This window comes from Salinicola salarius (assembly GCF_003206135.1).
Classification (GTDB): domain Bacteria; phylum Pseudomonadota; class Gammaproteobacteria; order Pseudomonadales; family Halomonadaceae; genus Salinicola; species Salinicola salarius.
Genome location: NZ_PZJT01000013.1, coordinates 96,629 through 115,279, shown reverse-complemented (window position 1 = coordinate 115,279; position 18,651 = coordinate 96,629). Strand labels below are relative to the sequence as shown.

The 18,651-nt window shown below is 64.0% G+C and carries 15 protein-coding genes and 1 other RNA gene; 14 read left to right on the top strand and 2 right to left on the bottom strand.

The window, feature by feature from the left end; all coding sequences use genetic code 11:
* Positions 1-5: 5 nt before the first annotated feature.
* Both DOM32_RS13165 and DOM32_RS13160 read right to left on the bottom strand, forming a co-directional pair.
* Entirely contained in the window at positions 6-407 is a 402-nt protein-coding gene (locus DOM32_RS13165) for a YraN family protein (RefSeq protein ID WP_110635208.1), read from the bottom strand.
* Positions 391-2,271, bottom strand: coding sequence for a penicillin-binding protein activator (locus tag DOM32_RS13160; protein ID WP_110635205.1), 1,881 nt, complete (start codon positions 2,269-2,271; stop codon positions 391-393). The genes DOM32_RS13165 and DOM32_RS13160 overlap by 17 nt, the downstream gene beginning before the upstream one ends.
* A 241-nt stretch (positions 2,272-2,512) precedes the next feature.
* On the opposite strand from DOM32_RS13160, the gene rsmI reads away from it, so the two are divergent.
* The 14 genes from rsmI to ftsA all read left to right on the top strand — a co-directional run bounded on the left by rsmI (position 2,513) and on the right by ftsA (position 18,622).
* Positions 2,513-3,367 carry a 16S rRNA (cytidine(1402)-2'-O)-methyltransferase gene (rsmI, locus tag DOM32_RS13155; RefSeq protein ID WP_110635202.1) on the top strand — a complete coding sequence of 285 codons (855 nt, stop codon included), beginning with the start codon at positions 2,513-2,515 and terminating at the stop codon, positions 3,365-3,367.
* Positions 3,368-3,559: 192 nt separating this feature from the next.
* Positions 3,560-3,910: RNase P RNA component class A (gene rnpB / locus DOM32_RS13150), an RNA gene on the top strand.
* A gap of 31 nt (positions 3,911-3,941) precedes the next feature.
* Positions 3,942-4,943, top strand: coding sequence for a 16S rRNA (cytosine(1402)-N(4))-methyltransferase RsmH (gene rsmH / locus DOM32_RS13145; protein WP_110635200.1), 1,002 nt, complete (start codon positions 3,942-3,944; stop codon positions 4,941-4,943).
* Between the two features lie 8 nt (positions 4,944-4,951).
* Positions 4,952-5,284: a cell division protein FtsL gene (ftsL, locus tag DOM32_RS13140; RefSeq protein ID WP_071232873.1), complete on the top strand. Its 333-nt coding sequence runs from the start codon at positions 4,952-4,954 to the stop codon at positions 5,282-5,284.
* Positions 5,281-7,011 (top strand): peptidoglycan D,D-transpeptidase FtsI family protein, encoded by a 1,731-nt coding sequence (locus DOM32_RS13135; RefSeq protein WP_110635198.1) that lies wholly within the window; start codon positions 5,281-5,283, stop codon positions 7,009-7,011. The genes ftsL and DOM32_RS13135 overlap by 4 nt, the downstream gene beginning before the upstream one ends.
* On the top strand, positions 7,008-8,540 hold the full coding sequence (locus DOM32_RS13130; protein ID WP_110635195.1) for a UDP-N-acetylmuramoyl-L-alanyl-D-glutamate--2,6-diaminopimelate ligase: 1,533 nt from the start codon (positions 7,008-7,010) through the stop codon (positions 8,538-8,540). The genes DOM32_RS13135 and DOM32_RS13130 overlap by 4 nt, the downstream gene beginning before the upstream one ends.
* Positions 8,537-9,937 (top strand): UDP-N-acetylmuramoyl-tripeptide--D-alanyl-D-alanine ligase, encoded by a 1,401-nt coding sequence (locus tag DOM32_RS13125; RefSeq protein WP_244179921.1) that lies wholly within the window; start codon positions 8,537-8,539, stop codon positions 9,935-9,937. Before DOM32_RS13130 ends, DOM32_RS13125 begins: the two co-directional genes overlap by 4 nt.
* A gap of 9 nt (positions 9,938-9,946) precedes the next feature.
* Positions 9,947-11,029 carry a phospho-N-acetylmuramoyl-pentapeptide-transferase gene (gene mraY / locus DOM32_RS13120; RefSeq protein ID WP_110635189.1) on the top strand — a complete coding sequence of 361 codons (1,083 nt, stop codon included), beginning with the start codon at positions 9,947-9,949 and terminating at the stop codon, positions 11,027-11,029.
* A 4-nt stretch (positions 11,030-11,033) separates the two neighbouring features.
* Entirely contained in the window at positions 11,034-12,446 is a 1,413-nt protein-coding gene (murD, locus tag DOM32_RS13115; protein ID WP_110635186.1) for a UDP-N-acetylmuramoyl-L-alanine--D-glutamate ligase, read from the top strand.
* Positions 12,440-13,654 (top strand): putative lipid II flippase FtsW, encoded by a 1,215-nt coding sequence (gene ftsW, locus DOM32_RS13110; RefSeq protein ID WP_244179920.1) that lies wholly within the window; start codon positions 12,440-12,442, stop codon positions 13,652-13,654. The genes murD and ftsW overlap by 7 nt, the downstream gene beginning before the upstream one ends.
* Entirely contained in the window at positions 13,651-14,736 is a 1,086-nt protein-coding gene (gene murG / locus DOM32_RS13105) for an undecaprenyldiphospho-muramoylpentapeptide beta-N-acetylglucosaminyltransferase (protein ID WP_110635183.1), read from the top strand. The genes ftsW and murG overlap by 4 nt, the downstream gene beginning before the upstream one ends.
* Positions 14,737-14,770: 34 nt before the next feature.
* Positions 14,771-16,180, top strand: coding sequence for a UDP-N-acetylmuramate--L-alanine ligase (gene murC / locus DOM32_RS13100; RefSeq protein ID WP_244179927.1), 1,410 nt, complete (start codon positions 14,771-14,773; stop codon positions 16,178-16,180).
* A gap of 91 nt (positions 16,181-16,271) precedes the next feature.
* Positions 16,272-16,991, top strand: coding sequence for a cell division protein FtsQ/DivIB (locus DOM32_RS13095; RefSeq protein WP_071232866.1), 720 nt, complete (start codon positions 16,272-16,274; stop codon positions 16,989-16,991).
* Positions 16,992-17,350: 359 nt separating this feature from the next.
* Positions 17,351-18,622: a cell division protein FtsA gene (gene ftsA, locus DOM32_RS13090; RefSeq protein WP_071232865.1), complete on the top strand. Its 1,272-nt coding sequence runs from the start codon at positions 17,351-17,353 to the stop codon at positions 18,620-18,622.
* Positions 18,623-18,651: the final 29 nt, after the last annotated feature.

Sequence of the window (18,651 nt, the reverse complement as noted above, 5' to 3'; positions counted from 1 at the left end):
CTGGGTCAATATGCGTCGAAGGCGGCGCGAATCCAGTCGAATTCGAGCAGGGGAGGGCTTCCGGTCACGCCCACGACGTCGAAGCGGCAGGGGCATGATAGCTGTTGCGCATGAAGATAAAAACGCGCGGCCTTGATGATGCGCCGCTGCTTGGCTGGCGTGATCGTCTCGAGCGGGCTGCCGTAGTCGCTGCGCTGGCGGTGACGTACCTCGACGAACACGAGATGCTCGCCGTCGCGCATCACCAGATCGATCTCGCCACCCTTGGCGTGCTGGTTGCTGGCAACCAGCGTCAAACCCTGTGTCGCGAGCCAGCGGGCAGCAGCCTGCTCGACCTGCTGCCCGAGTTGGCGCCGGCTGGGCGCTGCCTGATTGGCTGGCGTCGGACGATCAGTTGGCGCTGGCATCGTCGGTATCGAGTGCGAATCCGTTGAGATCGCTGCCGGATGCGTTTCGTGGCGCTTGCTGCGATACGCTGCCAGCGTCGCCGCCGGGATTCGAGGGGGAGCTGGCTGGTGCGGCTGCCGGTGCCATCAATAGCGGTTGTGGCGTGCCGGACTGGAACAGCGCCCAGGGCAGGGTGCGCTGGATGCGGCCGTCGTCGCGCGCCTGCAACGTACCGGTGGCGCCGAAGATCTGCGTGTTCGGTAATGCCTGGATCAGCGGCAGGCGGCGCGCGAGCTCGTAGGCGTCGACGCCCATGGCGTTGAGCTTGAGCAAGCCGGGGTCGCTGTCTTGCTGCGATAGTCGGCGGAAGGTGGAAACGAAAGGCAGGGCGTCGACACCGCCGACGGCCGCGTCCGGAATCATCCACGGAATGTCCAGGAACTGCACGCCGTTCAGGTCATGATCGGCGCGCGGCTGTGGCGTGCCCTCATAGAGGTGAGAGGTGGCGTAGACAGGTAGATCGCCAGCGTAATAGAACTCCAGTGTCGGCGGTACCTGGCGGGCGTAGCTGGGCAGTGCGAGCAGGAACAGCATGTCCATGCTCGAGGGGTCGCTGTCGAGCAGATTGCGCACCGCCGTGGCAACGGATCCCGACGGATCGTAACTGACCACCGAATCGACGTTGCCCCCTTCGGTCTCCCACGCGTTGCAGAACGCGGCCAGAATGCGCGAGCCCCATTCGTTATCCGGAACCATGATGCCGGCCTGGCGGTGGCCGTCGAGATACGCGCGATGGGCGACCTGGCGTGCCTCGTCTTCCGCTGACAGGCCGTACTGGAACAGGTTGGTCGCCTGGTTGTGCGCATGCTGTCCATAGTTCAGCGCGAGCGTGGGCAGAGGCACGCTACCGTGGGTTTCCAGCTCGCTGACCTTGTCCTTGTCGAGCGGGCCGATCACCGCCTGGGCGCCGCTCATCGTCGCCTGGGCGTAGAGGGCATCGAGATTCTGCTGGCTGGAGTCGATGAAGGTCAGTCGAGGGATGCGTTCTCCCTGACTTTCGGCATCGCTGGCACGGGCTTCGAGGCCCTGGCGGATGGCCGAAGCGATATTGGCCAGCGGGCCGCTGTCGGGCAGGAATACGGCGATCTGGTCGACTTCATTGCCTTCGAGCTGGCGTAACGCCGACAGATCCTGCGGCAGTCGTCGATTGGCCGGGTGGTTCGGATAGCGGCTACGCCACTGATCCAGACGATCGAACAGGTTGGAGATATCACCGCTGCTGGTACGGTAAAGGCGGGCAAGATCCACCCAGCCCTGAGTGACCGGGTCGCTATCCGTCGCAGCCAGGGCATCCAGCGCGGTGGGGCTGAGACCCGACAGCGGCTTCCAGACGTCGTCGTTCAGCTCGTAAGGAGCGTTGTCGCGCTGCAGGCCGATCAGCAGGCGGGCCGCCGCCTCCGGTTCGCCGATCATGCTCAGGGCAAGACCGCGGCGATAGCGCAACGTCTGCCGATCACCGGTCGAGAGCTCGCTCGTGCTATCGAGAATATCGGTGGCGCGAATCACGCTCTGACCATCTTCCTCGGCTAGCGCGCTGTCGGACAGCACCATGGCCCAGCGGATTCGCTGGGTGCTGTCGAGCTGGGTGCTGTCGATCTGGCTGGCGATCTGGAGTGCCTGCGCCGTGTCGCCCTGGCGTGCTAGGATATCCGCCGCCTCGAGGCGGGAAGCGGCAGCCTGTTGCCCGCTCTGGGTATTGGCCTGCTGGAGTAGCTCCTGGGCGCTCGGGCCGCTGATGTCCTGCATCATGCTCTGGCCTGCACAGCCTGCCAGCGTCAGAGTTGCCACCAGTGGCAGGAGGAGTCGCCGCAGCGCGTTATGCATAGTGTCTTTCCCTTTACTTGTTGAGAGGCCTTGCGCCCGGGACACCCGTCATCGATGAAGCCACTATCGATAAATCGTAGCCCGAAGCATTGACCTTTACCCGTTCCGCTGAAGGCGTCTATCGATCGATGGCCTGTGGTCGTCCATCGCGGCCTTGCGGAGGCTTCCTTGCCGAAACTGAGCATCGAGTCTGCCAGTGGCGGTCGTCGATGTGAATGCATGTCAATCCGGATGGTACCGAATGAGCGAGACAAAGGAAGGCGTATTGTACGTGGTCGCTACGCCGATTGGGAATCTTGAGGACCTGAGCGCCCGGGCGGGCCGGGTTCTCTCGGAGGTCGATGCGATCGCGGCCGAGGATACGCGGCATACGCAGCGTCTGCTTCGGCATCTGGGTATCGAGCGGCCGCTGGTCTCGTTGCACGAACACAATGAGGCGGCACGGGTCGAGCAGCTTCGTCGACGGCTGGCCGATGGGGCGCAGCTGGCGCTGGTCAGCGATGCCGGAACGCCATTGATCTCCGATCCGGGATTCGTCCTGGTGCGAGAGCTGCGTCGGGCCGGGTGTCGTGTGGTGCCGATCCCGGGCCCTTGCGCACTGATCGCGGCGCTTAGCGCCGCCGGATTGCCGACGGATCGCTTCACCTTCGAGGGATTTCTGCCGGCCAAGTCCGGTCCGCGGCGGAAGCAGCTGGAGGTGGGCGCATCGCGGGAAGAAACGCGGGTGTTCTACGAATCGCCGCACCGGATTCGCGATCTGCTGGCGGATCTCGCCGCCGTGGTCGGCGAGCGCCAGGTGGTGCTGGCACGGGAGCTGACCAAGACCTTCGAGACACTGCTCGACGGTTCCGCGGCCGAACTGCTGAGCATCATGGACGAAGATCCCGATCAGGCGAGGGGAGAGTTCGTGGTCATGCTGGCTGGCGCGCCGCCCCGGGAGGAAGCTGCCGATGATGCCGAGGGCGAAGCGCTGCTCCGCGCGATGCTGGCCGAAGGGGTGGCGGTCAAGAATGCGGCGGCGGTCGTCGTGCGCCTTCTGGGCGGGCGTCGCAAGCACTGGTATCAGATGGCACTAGAATTGAAGTCTGACGTCTAGGTCGATACCCGGGATTCCTGGATGTTGTGAAGGTCTCTTTTGAAGATCTCTTGTAAAGATGTCTTTAGCCCTTGTCATGGGCTGCAAGTGTCGGCATTACGCGACGTTTTCGTGCCGATGGCAACGGCTTTCGCTCAACGCGGCAATGCTGTCTTGAGAGGGTCACGGGGGGCTGCTATTCTTGCGCGCTTGGGAGTCGGCCAGACAGTCGCCGCCGGCATTGCCGGGGGAGGAAAGTCCGGGCTCCATAGGGCAAGGTGCCAGGTAACGCCTGGGCGGCGCAAGCCGACGGCTAGTGCAGCAGAGAGTAGACCGCCTAAGCAGCGATTCGCTGCCGGTAAGGGTGAAAGGGTGCGGTAAGAGCGCACCGCGCGCCTGGTAACAGTGCGTGGCACGGTAAACCCCACCTGGAGCAAGACCAAATAGGGATCCTTTGGCGCGGCCCGCGCTGGATCCGGGTAGGTTGCTTGAGAAACGTGGCGACGCGTTTCCTAGATGAATGACTGTCTTAGACAGAACCCGGCTTATCGGCCGGCTCCCTCTTCGATTTCCGCCGTTCGATACCGAGATCTTCATGCAGCACCGCGACAACGCTCCAGAAGCACCCCAAGGCGGTGCGGCGAATCGCGCCGATTTTCGCCATACCAGCGTGCTGCTCGACGGAGCCGTGGATGCGTTGGTGCAGTCCCCCACCGGTGTCTATCTCGATGGCACTTTCGGCCGTGGTGGCCACTCTCGAGCGATTCTCTCCCGTCTCGACGAGAGTGGGCGCCTGATCGCGATCGACCGCGATCCTGCCGCGCTGGCGGTTGCCGCCGAGATCGACGATCCGCGGCTGACGGTATGTCGCGGCGTGTTTGGCGAACTGGACCGTCATGCCGAGGCGTGCGGTGTCCATGGCCGTTTGAACGGCATTCTTCTCGATGTCGGTGTTTCTTCACCCCAGTTGGACGACCCCGAGCGCGGCTTCAGCTTCCTGCGGGATGGCCCGCTGGACATGCGCATGGACCCGACCTCGGGCATTGGCGCTGCCGAATGGATCGCGCGCACCGACGATCAGGAGATGGCGCGTGTCTTCAAGACCTACGGGGAAGAGCGCTTCGCCAAGCGAATCGCGCGGGCCATCGTCGCGGCGCGTCGCGAGGCCCCGATCGAACGGACCCATCAGCTCGCCGAGATCGTCAAGGCGGCGCATCCTGCCTGGGAAAAGGGCAAGCATCCTGCAACTCGCGTCTTCCAGGCCATTCGCATCCATCTCAATGACGAACTGGGCCAGCTGGAACGCGCCCTGGCCGTCGCGCTGGATGCGCTGGCGCCTGGAGGTCGGCTGGTGGTGATCAGTTTTCATTCGCTGGAAGATCGGCTGGTCAAACGTTTCATTCGCGATCAGTCTCGCGGGGATACGCATTTGCCCCGCGGCATGCCCATTCGCGAGGATCAACTCGACAAGCGGCTCAAGCCGGTAGGCAAGGCAATGCGTGCCAGCGACAGCGAGGTCGATGCGAACCCCCGTGCGCGCAGTGCGGTCATGCGCATCGCCGAGAAGCTGGGGCCTGCCGTCGAGAAGTCGAGATAAGGAGCAACATGGCCGTTCAAGGACGACGACGCAGCCTGTTGGAGACCGGTGACTGGCCGTTCGCCCGCCGTCCGGGGTTCCGCGGCACACTGCTCGGCATCGTGACCATCGCGGTGCTGGTGACGGCGCTGGCCATCATCAGCACGTCTCATTTGACCCGGGTGCAGTATGCACGGCTGCAGAAGCTGGAGAATCAGCGGGATTCCCTGCAGACGGAGTGGGGGCGCCTGCTGCTCGAGGAGAGTACCTGGTCGTCACCGGCACGTATCGAGTCGCTGGCCAGCAAGCGTCTGAACATGCGCGTACCGAGTGTCGATGAAGTGAAGGTGATTCATCCATGAGTGCGACAAGACGCGCTGCCACGGACAGGCGACGCCGAGCGGACGCCCCGTTGGGGGCGGGGCGCTACTGGTTCATGTTGTTCATCATCCTGGTGGCGCTATCCGCCCTCGTGGGCCGCGTCGTCTATCTCCAGGTAATCGACCGCAGTTTCCTCCAGAACCAGGGCGACGCCCGCACGCTGCGCGTCGAGTCCATCGGGGCGCATCGCGGAATGATCAGCGATCGCAACGGCGACCCCCTGGCGATCTCGACGCCGGTCATCACGCTCTGGGCCAATCCGCAGGAACTGCCCCAGGATCCTATCCAGCAGACGCTGCTGGCGAAGGCGCTCAAGGTGGATCCCGGCCAACTGGCCGATCGCATCTCGCGTTACTCGGATCATGAATTCATGTATCTGCGGCGCCAGCTCACGCCGGCCGCAGCCAAGCCGGTTCTCGACCTGCAGATGCCCGGCGTCTACGCCCGCGACGAATACAAGCGCTACTATCCGGCGGGAGAAGTGGCGGCACAGCTCGTCGGCGTGACCAATGTCGACGACAAGGGGCAGGAAGGGCTCGAGCTCGCCTACAACCGCTATCTCACCGGCCAGCCCGGCAAGCGACGTGTGCTCAAGGATCGCAAAGGGCGGCTGGTTCGGGATCTGCATCTGATCGAGGAAGCCAAGCCGGGCGGTGATCTCTCGCTGTCGATCGATCTGCGCCTGCAGTACATGGCTTATCGCGAACTGGCAGCGGGGGTTCGCAAGAACGACGCCGACGGTGGTTCGCTGGTCATGCTGGATGCGCGGACCGGCGAGGTGCTGGCGATGGCGAACTTGCCATCCTACAACCCCAACAACCGCAGCGATGTCGATGTGCGCGGATTGCGCAATCAGGCGATTACCGACGCCATCGAGCCCGGTTCGGTGATGAAGCCGCTGGCCATGTCGGCAGCCCTGGCTTCCGATCAATTTTCGCCGGAGAGCATCATCGACACCTCGCCGGGCTGGATGGTGGTGGATGGCTACACCATCCGGGACTTCCGCAACTACGGCAAGCTGACGCCGGCGGGAATCCTGCTGCACTCATCGAATATCGGCATGTCTCACATCGCGTTGTCGCTGCCCCAGGATGCCATCTGGAATCGCTATCGCGAACTGGGCCTGGGGCAGTCGCCCGGAACCGGCTTCCCCGGTGAAAACAGCGGTAGCCTGCCCTCCACGATCAATCTGCCGCGTAGCGCCCAGGCGGCGATGGCTTACGGCTACGGCGTCGCCGTGACGCCGTTGCAACTGGCGAGCGCGTATACGGCCATCGCCAACGATGGCAAGCGGTTGTCTCCATCGCTGCTCAAACTCAATGGCGACCCGGATAGCGAGCAGGTAATGTCGCCGCGTATCGCCCATGAGTTGCTGGCGATGATGGAAAAGATCGTCCAGCCCAACGCGGGTGGACATCTGGCGATGGTGCCGGGCTACCAGATTGCCGGCAAGACCGGCACGGTGCGCAAGGTAACCAGCACGGGCTATCAGGAAGTCGAGTATCGCGGGCTTTTTGCCGGTATTGCCCCGGCTTCCAATCCGCGTATCGTCACGGTGGTGATGATCGACAATCCCAAGAAGGGTGACTACTACGGTGGCCTGGTCGCCGCCCCTGTGTTCAGTCGTGTCGTCGGTAACGCCTTGCGGCTGCTCGACGTGCCTCCCGATGCGCCATCCGGCGCGGCGGAACAGGAGTCCAACCCATGAAGACCGATACCGCAAGACTCGCCGACGCGCTGGCCTCGCTCTGGCCCGAGATCGCTCGCCCCGAGCGGTTGACTTCCTGGCTTCCCGCCTCGGTCGATTCGACGCTGTGCCTGGACAGTCGGCAACTGCAGGAGGGCGATTTGTTCCTGGCGGTGCCGGGCGTCAGCGCGGACGGGCGACAATTCATCGCCGATGCGCTTGGAGCCGGTGTCGCGGGCGTGCTGTGCGAGGCCGATGGGCTCGATCCGCAATGGTCGGATGACGAACGGGTTCTTGCGCTGCCGGGTTTGACGCGGCAGCTGGCGGCCCTCGGTCGCCGGCTGTTTGCGGTGCCGGATTCGTTGAAACTGATCGGTGTCACCGGCACCAACGGCAAGAGTTCGGTGACTCACTATATCGCCGCGTTGCTGGAGGCGCTCGGTACGCCGGCCGGGGTCATCGGTACGCTGGGTTATGGCCGGCCCGGCGCGGTACGTTCCGCATTGCAGACCACGCCGGGGCCGCTGGCGCTGCAACAGATGCTCGGCGAACTGGCGAGCGAGGGCATCGAAGTCGTGGCGATGGAGGTGTCGTCGCATGCACTGGCGCAGGAGCGGCTGGGCGATACCCGAATCGATACCGCGGTCTTCACCAACCTGAGCCGCGATCATCTCGATTATCACGGCAGCATGGCGGCTTACGCGGCGGCGAAAGCCAGGCTGTTCAAGCGCGACGGGCTGAAGCTGGCGGTCGTCAATGGCGACGACCCGCTCGCACGACTGATGCTGGCGGGGTTGCCGGAAGGCGTCCGGGTATTGGCCACCGGTAGCAACGAGGCGACGACCTTGCGGGTCGTCGATTGCGAGGCGCTGCCCGGCGGATTGCGCGCCATCGTCGCGACGCCGGAGAACGAGGGCGTTCTCGAATTGCCGCTGATGGGACGTTTCAACCTCGACAATGCGCTGTCGGCGATCGCCACGCTCTACGGGCTGGGCTACCCGCTGGATTCGCTGTGGCAAGCCGCGTCCCGGCTCCAGCCGGTGCCGGGGCGCATGCAGCGGCTGCCGAGAGTGGCCGATGCCGGCGGGCCTGTCGTGGTGGTCGATTACGCCCATACCCCCGATGCATTGGAGAATGCGCTCTCGGCACTGCGCGCACATCTGCCGAGCAGGGAAGGCGGCAAGCTCTGGTGCGTGTTCGGCTGTGGCGGCGATCGCGACAGCGGCAAGCGTCCGTTGATGGCCGCCTTGGCCGAAACGCTCGCCGATCGAATCGTCGTCACCGACGACAACCCGCGCAGCGAAGATCCGAGCCGCATTCGTGACCAGATCGTGGCCGGCCTGTCACCTTCGGCGCAAGCGACGGCCTGGTCTATCGATGGCCGGCGGCAGGCGATCGAGCGGGTCATCGACGCTGCCGGCGCCGACGACATCGTGCTGATTGCCGGCAAGGGCCACGAGGATTATCAGGAGATCGACGGCGTGCGCCACCCGTTCAGCGATATCGACATCGCGACGGCGCTATGCCAGGTAAAGGGGAAAACCGCATGAGCGAGGTGTTGAGCACCATCGCCGCGCGGCTCGGTGCGCCTTTCGAAGGAGCAGATGCCGCGGTCACGCGAATCGTCACCGATACGCGAGCGCTCCGCCCCGGCGATCTGCTGGTCGCACTGCGGGGGGAGCGGTTCGATGCCCATGAATTTCTGGCTCAGGCGCGGGAAAAAGGGGCGGTCGGCGCCGTCGTCGACCATCCGGTAGCCGACTCGCTGGCACAGATCGTCGTGCCCGACACGCGTCTGGCGCTGGGTCTGCTGGCCCGCGCGCATCGGCTCGACTGGGACGGACAGCTGATCGCGGTCACCGGCAACAGCGGCAAGACCACGGTCAAGGAGATGCTGGCCTCGATACTGGGTCGGCGGGCGCCGACGCTGGCCACGCGCGGCAATCTGAACAATGACATCGGCGCACCGTTGACACTGCTCGAGCTTGCCGCCGAGCATCGCTATGCGGCGATCGAACTGGGCGCCAACCATCTGGGGGAAATCGCCTGGACCACGGCGCTGGCCAAGCCGCAGGTGGCGATCATCACCAACGTCACGGGCGCGCATGTCGGCGAGTTCGGCGGCATGGGACAGATTGCCCAGGCCAAGGGGGAAATCCTGGCGGGTCTCTCCAGCGACGGTTGCGCCGTTCTCGATCGGGACGAAGCCTATTTTCCCGTCTGGCGGGCGCTGGCCGGGCGCGCCCGGGTCGTCGACTACGGTCTCGAGGACTACGGTATCAAGGACTACGGTATCAAGGACTACGGTATCGAGGCTGGCGCCAGTGTCACTGCTCGTGATCTGGTCTGCGACCCGGCCGGGCGTTATGCTTTCACGCTTTGCCTGCCGGGCGAGGCGTCGGTACGCGTCGGGCTTTCGCTGATGGGCCGGCACAACGTACGCAATGCGCTGGCGGCGGCGGCGGCCACGCATGCGCTGGGTTTCGGCGCAGCGGAGATCGCGGCCGGGCTCGAAGCCTGCCGCAGCATGGCGGGGCGAATGCAGGTGGTCGACGGCATTCGCGGCAGCTGCGTGATCGACGACACCTACAATGCCAACCCCGGCGCGATGCGAGCGGCGCTGGAGGCGTTGTCGTCGTTGCCGTCGCCGCGCTGGTGTTTTCTCGGCGCGATGGGGGAACTGGGCGAGGATAGCGAGCGCCTGCACGCCGAGGTCGGCCGTTCGGCCCGCGATCTCGGACTCGATTTTCTGGGCACGTATGGTGAACCCGCACGTGCCGCATCCGAGGCCTTCGGTCACGAAGGCCATCATTTCGATGACTGGGCAGCGCTCGAGCGTTTTGCCCAGGATCAGCTTCCTTCCCGGGCCAGCGTGCTGGTCAAGGGATCGCGCAGCGCCGGCATGGAACGACTCGTCGCCGCACTGCGTGATGATGCCTCAAGGTGAATTCGACTCATGCTGCTTTTTCTGGCTGAACTGCTGACCCATTTCCAAAGTGCTTTCAATGTGTTCGGGTATCTGACCCTGCGCATGATCCTGGGGACGCTGACCGCACTGTTTCTGAGCCTGTGGATGGGGCCGCAGATGATTCGTCGTCTGGTCGAGCGCCAGATCGGCCAGGCCGTGCGCGACGACGGCCCCCAGTCGCACCTGTCCAAGGCGGGTACGCCGACCATGGGCGGTGCCATGATCCTTATCTCCATCGCCGTCAGCACGCTGCTCTGGGGCGACCTGACCAATCACTACGTCTGGGTGGTGCTGGCCGTCACGCTGGGGTTCGGCGCCATCGGCTGGGTCGACGACTTTCGCAAGGTAGTGGAAAAGAATCCTCGCGGGCTGCCGGCGCGCTGGAAATATTTCTGGCAGTCGGTGATCGGCCTCGGCGCTTCGCTGGTTCTCTATTTCACCGCGGCGAGCCCGGTCGAGACCAGCCTGATCGTGCCGCTGTTCAAGGATGTGGTGATTCCGCTGGGCCTGTTCTACATCGTGCTGAGCTATCTGGTCATCGTCGGTAGCTCCAACGCGGTCAATCTCACCGACGGCCTCGATGGTCTGGCGATCATGCCGACCGTGCTCGTTGCCATGGGTCTGGCGGTCTTCGCCTATGCCAGCGGCAACGCCGTTTTCGCCAACTACCTGCATATTCCCGAAGTGCCGGGTGCGGGTGAGCTGGCGGTATTCTGCGGCACCATCGCCGGCGCGGGGCTCGGGTTTCTGTGGTTCAACACTTACCCCGCTCAGGTCTTCATGGGCGACGTCGGTGCGCTGGCGCTGGGTGCCGCGCTGGGTATCGTCGCGGTCATCGTGCGCCAGGAGATCGTGCTGTTCATCATGGGCGGCGTCTTCGTCATGGAAACAATCTCCGTCATTCTCCAGGTCGGCTCCTACAAGCTGACCGGGCGTCGCATCTTCCGCATGGCGCCCTTGCATCACCACTTCGAGCTCAAGGGCTGGCCGGAGCCGCGAGTGATCGTGCGCTTCTGGATCGTTACCGTCATGCTGGTCCTGCTGGGCCTGGCGACTTTGAAGCTGCGTTGATGCCATGAGCGATTCCGTGCATTCCACCCCGTCAACCCAACGCTCGCCGGAACCTCATCATCGAGATGGGGCTCCCTGGCTGGTCGTCGGGCTGGGGATCTCCGGCCGCGCGATCGCCCGCTTTCTGCAGCATCGGGGGGAGCGCTTCGTGGTGGCCGATACCCGCACCGCACCGCCGGGCATCGAGGCCTTCCGTGAGGCGTTCCCGACGGTCGAGATCCATCTGGGCGGTCTCGAGGCGCTGGATCTGCAGGTGTTCGCCGAGATCGTCGTCAGTCCCGGCGTGGATCTGCAGAAGTCCGGGCTGGCCGCGGTGAGGGATCGCGTCATCGGCGAGATCGCGCTGTTCGCACGCCACTGCAAGGCGCCGATAATCGCCATTACCGGGTCGAACGCCAAGTCCACGGTGACCACGCTGGTTGGCGACATGGCGCGGCAGGCCGGCAGGCGGGTCGCCGTGGGAGGCAACCTGGGCGACGCTGCGCTCGATCTGCTGATCGATCATCTCGATGCCGACCTGTTCGTGCTGGAGCTGTCGAGTTTCCAGCTGGAGACGCTCGAGGGGCTGGGCGCGGTGTGCGCCGCCTTTCTCAACCTGTCCGTCGATCACCTTGATCGGCATGGCGACATGGCCGGCTACCGGCAAGCCAAGTCGCGAATCTTCGACAAGGCCAGGCACGTCGTGGTCAATGCCGAAGACGAGGCGACCTGGCCGGAGGATACGTCGATACCCTGCGAGCGCTTCACGACGAAGCAACCCACGGGCGACACGTGGGGCATCTCGCCTCTCGAGGCAGGCGAGTGGCTGTGCCACGGCGAGCAGCCGTTGATGCCGGTCAGCGAGCTGCGGCTGGCGGGGCGTCACAATCAGGCCAACGCACTGGCCGCAATGGCAATCGGGCATGTCATCGGGCTGCCGCTGGCGGTCATGCGCCAGGTACTGGGGCACTTTGCCGGGCTGCCGCACCGCGGCGAGATAGTCGCCGAGCGCGGCGGCGTTCGCTGGATCAACGATTCCAAAGGCACTAACGTGGGCGCGACGCTGGCGGCCATCGCCGGTCTGGGCGAGACCTTGGCCGGAAAGCTGATCTGGCTGGGGGGCGGCGTCGGCAAGGGGGCGGATTTCACGCCGCTGGCCGCGCCGCTGGCCCGACACGCCCGCGAGGCGATCGTCTTCGGCCAGGATGCGCCGCAGCTGGTGGCGGCATTGGCGCCACAGGTGGCGACTCATCGCGTCGATACCCTGGTCGAGGCCATGCAGCGGGCGGCCTCGATCGCCGAGGCAGGAGACTGCGTGCTGCTGTCGCCGGCCTGCGCCAGTCTCGATCAGTTCCCCAACTATCTGGCGCGTGGCGAGGCTTTTCGCGCCTTTCTTGATCAAGGACCGCTCGAACCAGGGCAGGAAGCCGCATGCTGAAGGCGATGTTGAAGACCTCGCAGGAGCGACTGACCACGCGGCATCAGGCATTCGATGGCTGGCTGCTGCTGGCGACGCTTTCGTTGATGTTGATCGGCTGGGTGATGGTGACTTCCGCTTCCACCGAAATCGCCGCGAGCCTGACCGGCAACCCTTACTACTTCAGCATCCGACATGGCATTTTCGTGCTCGCGTCGATCGGGGTGGGGCTGTTTGCCGTGCGTCTGCCACTGGACTGGTGGCGCCAGAAAGGGCCGTTGATGTTGATCATGGCGCTGCTGCTGCTGTTCGTGGTCCTGGTCGTCGGCCGCGAAATCAACGGTAGTCGGCGCTGGATTTCGCTCGGCATCATCAATGTCCAGGCGTCGGAAGTCGCCAAGCTATGCCTGATCGTCTATATCGCCGGCTATCTCGAGCGCTACCTGCCCGAGGTACGCCGAAGCTGGGGGGCGTTCATGCGCCCGCTGGCGGTAATGGCGTTGATCGGTTTTCTGCTGATTCTCGAGCCCGACTACGGTGCCGTCGTGGTGTTGACTGGCTGTGTCATGGGGATGCTGCTGCTGTCGGGGGCGCCGCTGTGGCGGTTCCTGCTGATCCTGATCGTCGTCGGGTCGGGCGCGGTCATGCTGGCGGTGGCGGAGCCCTATCGCTTGCAGCGTATCACCAGCTTCGCCAATCCCTGGGCGGATCAGTACAACACCGGTTACCAGCTGACGCAGGCGCTGATCGCCTTCGGTCGTGGCCACTGGTTCGGCCTGGGGCTGGGTAACAGTGTCCAGAAGCTGTTCTACCTGCCCGAGGCGCATACCGACTTCGTGTTCGCGGTGCTGGCCGAGGAACTGGGGCTGTTCGGCGCCGTGGGCGTGATCCTGCTGTTCGCGCTGCTGGTATTCCGCGCCTTTCGCATCGGGCGCAAGGCGGAGCTGGCCGGCATTCCGTTCGCGGCCTATCTCTGCTACGGCATCGCGCTCGTCATCGGTGCGCAGGCCTTCATCAACATCTCGGTCAGTTCCGGCATGTTGCCGACCAAGGGGCTGACGCTGCCACTGCTGAGTTACGGTGGCTCGAGCCTCATCATCAGCGGGATCATGATGGCGATTCTGTTCCGCGTCGACGTGGAGGTCAGGCGGCTGCAGCGTCGGCCGAAGCCCGCGACGGAAAGCGGCGAGGCCAAGCCCACGAGCGAAGCGGTGGAGCCGACTCTATGAGCGAATTGAAACGTGTACTGATCATGGCTGGCGGCACGGGCGGGCATGTCGTGCCGGCGTTGTCGCTGGCCAAGGCACTGATCGAGCGCGGCGTGGCGGTGGAATGGCTGGGTAGCCCAAGGGGAATCGAAAACCGTCTCGTTCCCGAGGCCGGTATCGCGCTGAACCGGATCGACGTGGCCGGTCTGCGGGGCAACGGCCTGGCCGGCTGGCTGTCGATTCCGTGGCGGCTGACGCGAGCCATTCGGCAGTCGCGTCAGGTGATCCGGCGCTTCGACCCTCAACTGGTGGTCGGTCTGGGCGGGTTCGCCAGCGGCCCCGGCGGGTTGGCGGCACGCCTGGCCGGCAAGCCGCTGGTCGTTCACGAGCAGAACGCCATTGCGGGGTTGACCAACCGGTCGCTGGCGCGTCTGGCGACCAGGGTCTACGCGGCGTTTCCCGGCGCTTTCCCCGACGGAAAGGCCGAGGTGGTCGGCAATCCGGTGCGTGCGGATATCGCAACGCTGGGCGAGCACCCCAGAACGGCGGCGCAGATGAATGGCCGCGCCTTGCGGCTGCTGGTGCTTGGCGGGTCGCTGGGCGCGCAGTCGCTCAATCAGAAGCTGCCGATTGCACTGTCGGCGCTGGACGCCTCGCGTCGCCCGCAGGTTCGTCATCAGGCCGGGCGCGACAAGGACGACGTCACGCGAGAAGGCTACCGCACGGCGGGTGTCGAGGCAGAGGTCAGCGCTTTCATCGATGACATGGCTGCCGCGTACGACTGGGCGGATCTCATCGTGTGCAGGGCCGGCGCGCTTACCATCGCCGAGCTCTCGGCGGCGGCCAAGCCTTCCTTGCTGGTGCCTTTCCCCCACGCGGTGGATGATCATCAGACACATAATGCGCGTCATCTGGTCGAGGCCGGCGGCGCGCAATTGATACAGCAGGCCGAGCTCACCCCTGAACGTTTGCAGGCGGCGCTCGAGTCACTTTTGCAGCCGGACGTGCTGGCGCGGATGGCGAGCCAGGCACGCCGGGTGGCTCACCTCGATGCCGTCGAACGTCTTGTCGACGGCTGCATGGAGATCGGTTTTGAACGATAGCATTCAGACGCGTCCCGTGCGCTCGCATCTCGGCATGCGACGTATTCGAGGCATTCATTTCGTCGGGATCGGCGGCGCTGGCATGTGCGGCATCGCCGAAGTCCTGGTCAACGAAGGCTACGAGGTCAGCGGCAGTGACCTGCGCGAGTCGACCGTTACTCATCATCTGCGCGAGTGCGGCATTCGGGTGGCCATCGGCCATGCGGCGGTCAATGCCGAAGGGGCCGATGTCATCGTGGTATCGACGGCGGTGGATCCGACCAATCCGGAAATCCAGTGGGCGCGCGAGCGTCGCGTGCCGGTGGTGCGGCGCGCCGAAATGCTGGCCGAGTTGATGCGCTTTCGTCACGGCATCGCGGTCGCCGGCACCCACGGCAAGACCACGACCACGAGCCTGCTGTCGACGCTGTTCGCCGAGGCGGGACTCGATCCCACCTTCGTGATCGGCGGCAAGCTGACCAGCGCGGGTACCAATGCGCGGTTGGGATCCGGCGACTTTCTGGTTGCCGAGGCCGATGAATCGGATGCGTCCTTTCTGCACCTGCAGCCGATGACGGCGATCGTCACCAATATCGACGCCGACCACATGGCGACCTACGATGGCGACTTCACGCGATTGAAGACGACCTTCATCGAGTTCCTGCACAATCTGCCATTCTACGGTCGCGCCGTGCTGTGCCTCGACGACGATCACGTGCGTGAATTGCTGCCCCAGGTTCAGCGCCAGTTCGTGACCTACGGCTTCAGTGAAGAGGCCGATTTCCGCGTGCGGGATTTCCAGCAGACGGCCGGCGTCATCCGGTTCGTCGCCGAACGACCCGAGGGATTCGAGCCGCTGGCCATCACGCTGGCCATGCCCGGCACCCATAACGCCTTGAACGCTCTCGCCGCGATTGCCGTCGCTACCGATGCCGGTGTCAGCGACGACGATATCGTCAAGGGGCTGGCATCGTTCGGAGGGGTTGGCCGACGGTTCCAGGTCCATGGTCACTACCCGCTTCCGCAGGGTGGCGAGGTGATGCTGGTCGACGACTACGGCCATCATCCGCGGGAGGTGGAGATGGTCATCCGTGCGGTGCGTGCCGGCTGGCCGCAACGACGTCTGGTGATGGTCTATCAGCCGCACCGCTATACCCGCACTCGCGACCTTTATGAAGATTTCGTCCGGGTGCTTTCCGGGGTCGATACGCTATTGCTGCTCGACGTGTATAGCGCTGGGGAAGCGCCTATTCCGGGTGCCGAAGGCAAGATGCTGGCGGGATCGATTCGCCAGCGCGGCCAGGTCGACCCGCTGTTCATCGAGAAAAAATCGGCCCTGCCGGATATTCTCGCGCGGGTGCTGCGCCCCGGGGACATCCTGATCACTCAGGGCGCCGGCGATATCGGTGGCATTGCGCAGGCGCTGGCACACAGTGCGCTGAGACTCGACGAGGTGGTCCTTTGAGTGTGGCGATCCTGTCCAAAGGTGCGCGTCTGGCGAAGAGGTTCGGAGCCGTCGAGCGGCTTCATGGCAGCTCGAGGGTGGGGCGGGCGTCATGAATTCCAGTGCGCGGGGAACGCTGCTCGGCGTGCTCATGATCGTGGTGCTCATCGGCGCCGGCGGCAGAGCGCTGTGGTTGTGGCTGGACAAGCCCATCGCTCGCGTGTCGATCAGTGGCGACTTGAATTATGTGAGTGCGAGCTACCTGCAGAAGGAGTTGGCGCCGCTGGTGCGCGGTCATACCTGGCTTTCCCTGTCGTTGTCCGACCTGCGTGACGAAGCGCGCGAGATCGGATGGCTGCGCGAGGTCACCGTTTCACGGGAATGGCCCAATACCTTGCGGTTCGTGCTTTACGAACAGGATCCGGTTGCGCGCTGGAACGATGAACTCCTGCTCAATACGCGGGGACAGCCTTTTTCGCCTGGGCCGGTGAGCGATTTCGGTCGTCGCCTGCCCGATCTTGGCGGTCCCGCCGGGTCGGGGCGGGAAGTGCTCGGTTACTATGACTCACTGCGTCGCGCGCTATCGGGCCTGGGGGTTTCCATCACGCAATTGAGACTGGAACCACGCGGTGCCTGGCGCTTTCAAATCAATGATGGCGTTTGGATCATTCTCGGGCGTGCAGATCTGGATGCGAGATTGGCTCGTTTTATTGCCGCATGGAAGCGACAGTTGGGTAAAGAGGCGTCGCAGATTCGCTACATAGATCTTCGTTATCCCAATGGCGTTTCGGTGGCAAGGCATGGTGAAACGGCTACGGTCCCCAGTGATTAGCATGGAAATCATTGGCAGCTAATCTCAATCGAGCCCCGCAGTTGACGGCCTCTCGGCTTTCCTCATCGGCAAGGAAGCAGGCCCGGCGGCGACCGGCATTTATACGCCGGACGCCATTCTTGGCCTCGGCTATCTATGTGTTCCGCCATGTCAGCCTATGTATTCCGCCATGTCGGCGCGACTTAAATAGCGGTAAGGCTTCTTCCTTATTTCCTTTTTAATGAAAAAGGGCTTACTGTGGCTTTTGTTTTCGCGATGGGCTGGTGAAAAAGGTCGTCTTGTTCCTATAATAAGCCCGACTCTTTATTGGCCCATTTCTATCCGGTTTATCGGTGAAGTTTGAGGAGCGACCCCGACCTATGGCAGGACAATCCAACGCTTCCAATATGGTGGTCGGGCTGGATATCGGAACATCCAAGGTGGTCGCCATCGTGGGGCAGCCCACTGATGATGGCGGGTTGGAAATTGCCGGGATTGGTTCGCATCCTTCTCGTGGCATGAAGAAGGGTGTCGTGATCAATATCGAATCAACCGTTCAGTCGATTCAGCGCGCCGTTGAAGAAGCCGAACTGATGGCAGGCTGCGATATCCACTCTGTGTATGTCGGTATCGCCGGTAGCCATATCAGCTCCATGAATTCCGATGGTGTCGTGGCGATCAAGGAGCGCGAAGTCGCGCCTGCAGACATCGACCGCGTCATCGACTCTGCCCGTGCCCGGGCCATTTCCGAAGGCCAGCGGGTGCTTCACGTCATTCCCCAGGAGTTCGCGATCGACACCCAGGAGGGCATCCGCGAGCCTCTGGGCATGTCCGGGGTGCGTCTCGAGGCCCGCGTGCATCTGGTGACGGCGGCGATGAATGCCGTTCAGAACATCGAAAAGTGCGTGCGACGCTGTGGCCTGGAAGTCGACGACATCATCCTCGAACAACTGGCTTCCAGCCACGCGGTGCTGACCGAAGACGAGCGTGAACTCGGTGTCTGCATGGTCGACATCGGCGGCGGTACGACGGACATCGCGGTCTTCACCGAAGGCGCCATTCGCCATACCGCGGTGATCCCCATCGCCGGCGATCAGGTGACCAACGATATCGCCATGGCGCTGCGCACTCCGACTCAGTACGCCGAAGAGATCAAGGTCAAGTATGCCTGCGCGCTGACCCAGCTGGCGAGCAGCGACGAGATGATCAAGGTTCCCAGCGTCGGAGACCGACCGGCACGGGATCTCTCCCGCCAGGCGCTGGCGGAAGTCGTCGAGCCCCGCTACGAGGAGCTCTTCACGCTGGTGCGCGAAGAATTGCGTCGCAGCGGCTACGAGGATCTGGTGGCAGCCGGGATCGTGTTGACGGGGGGCACGTCCCGGATGGAGGGGGTCGTCGAACTGGCAGAGGAAATATTTCACATGCCGGTCCGTATCGCTTGTCCGTACAATGTCCGCGGCTTGGCGGACGTAGTACGCAACCCGATTTATTCGACCGGGGTAGGTTTGCTACTCTACGGTATGAAAGACGCCAAGCACTCTCGCGCAGTATCAGCCCAGCCTCAACGGGAAGACTCACTTCCCCGGCGCGGAACCAGGGAAGAGGTTTCGGCGCTGGAGCGACTCAAAGGCTGGTTTAAAGGAAATTTCTGACAGGCCGCAAGCGCGGTCTTGGAGACGGG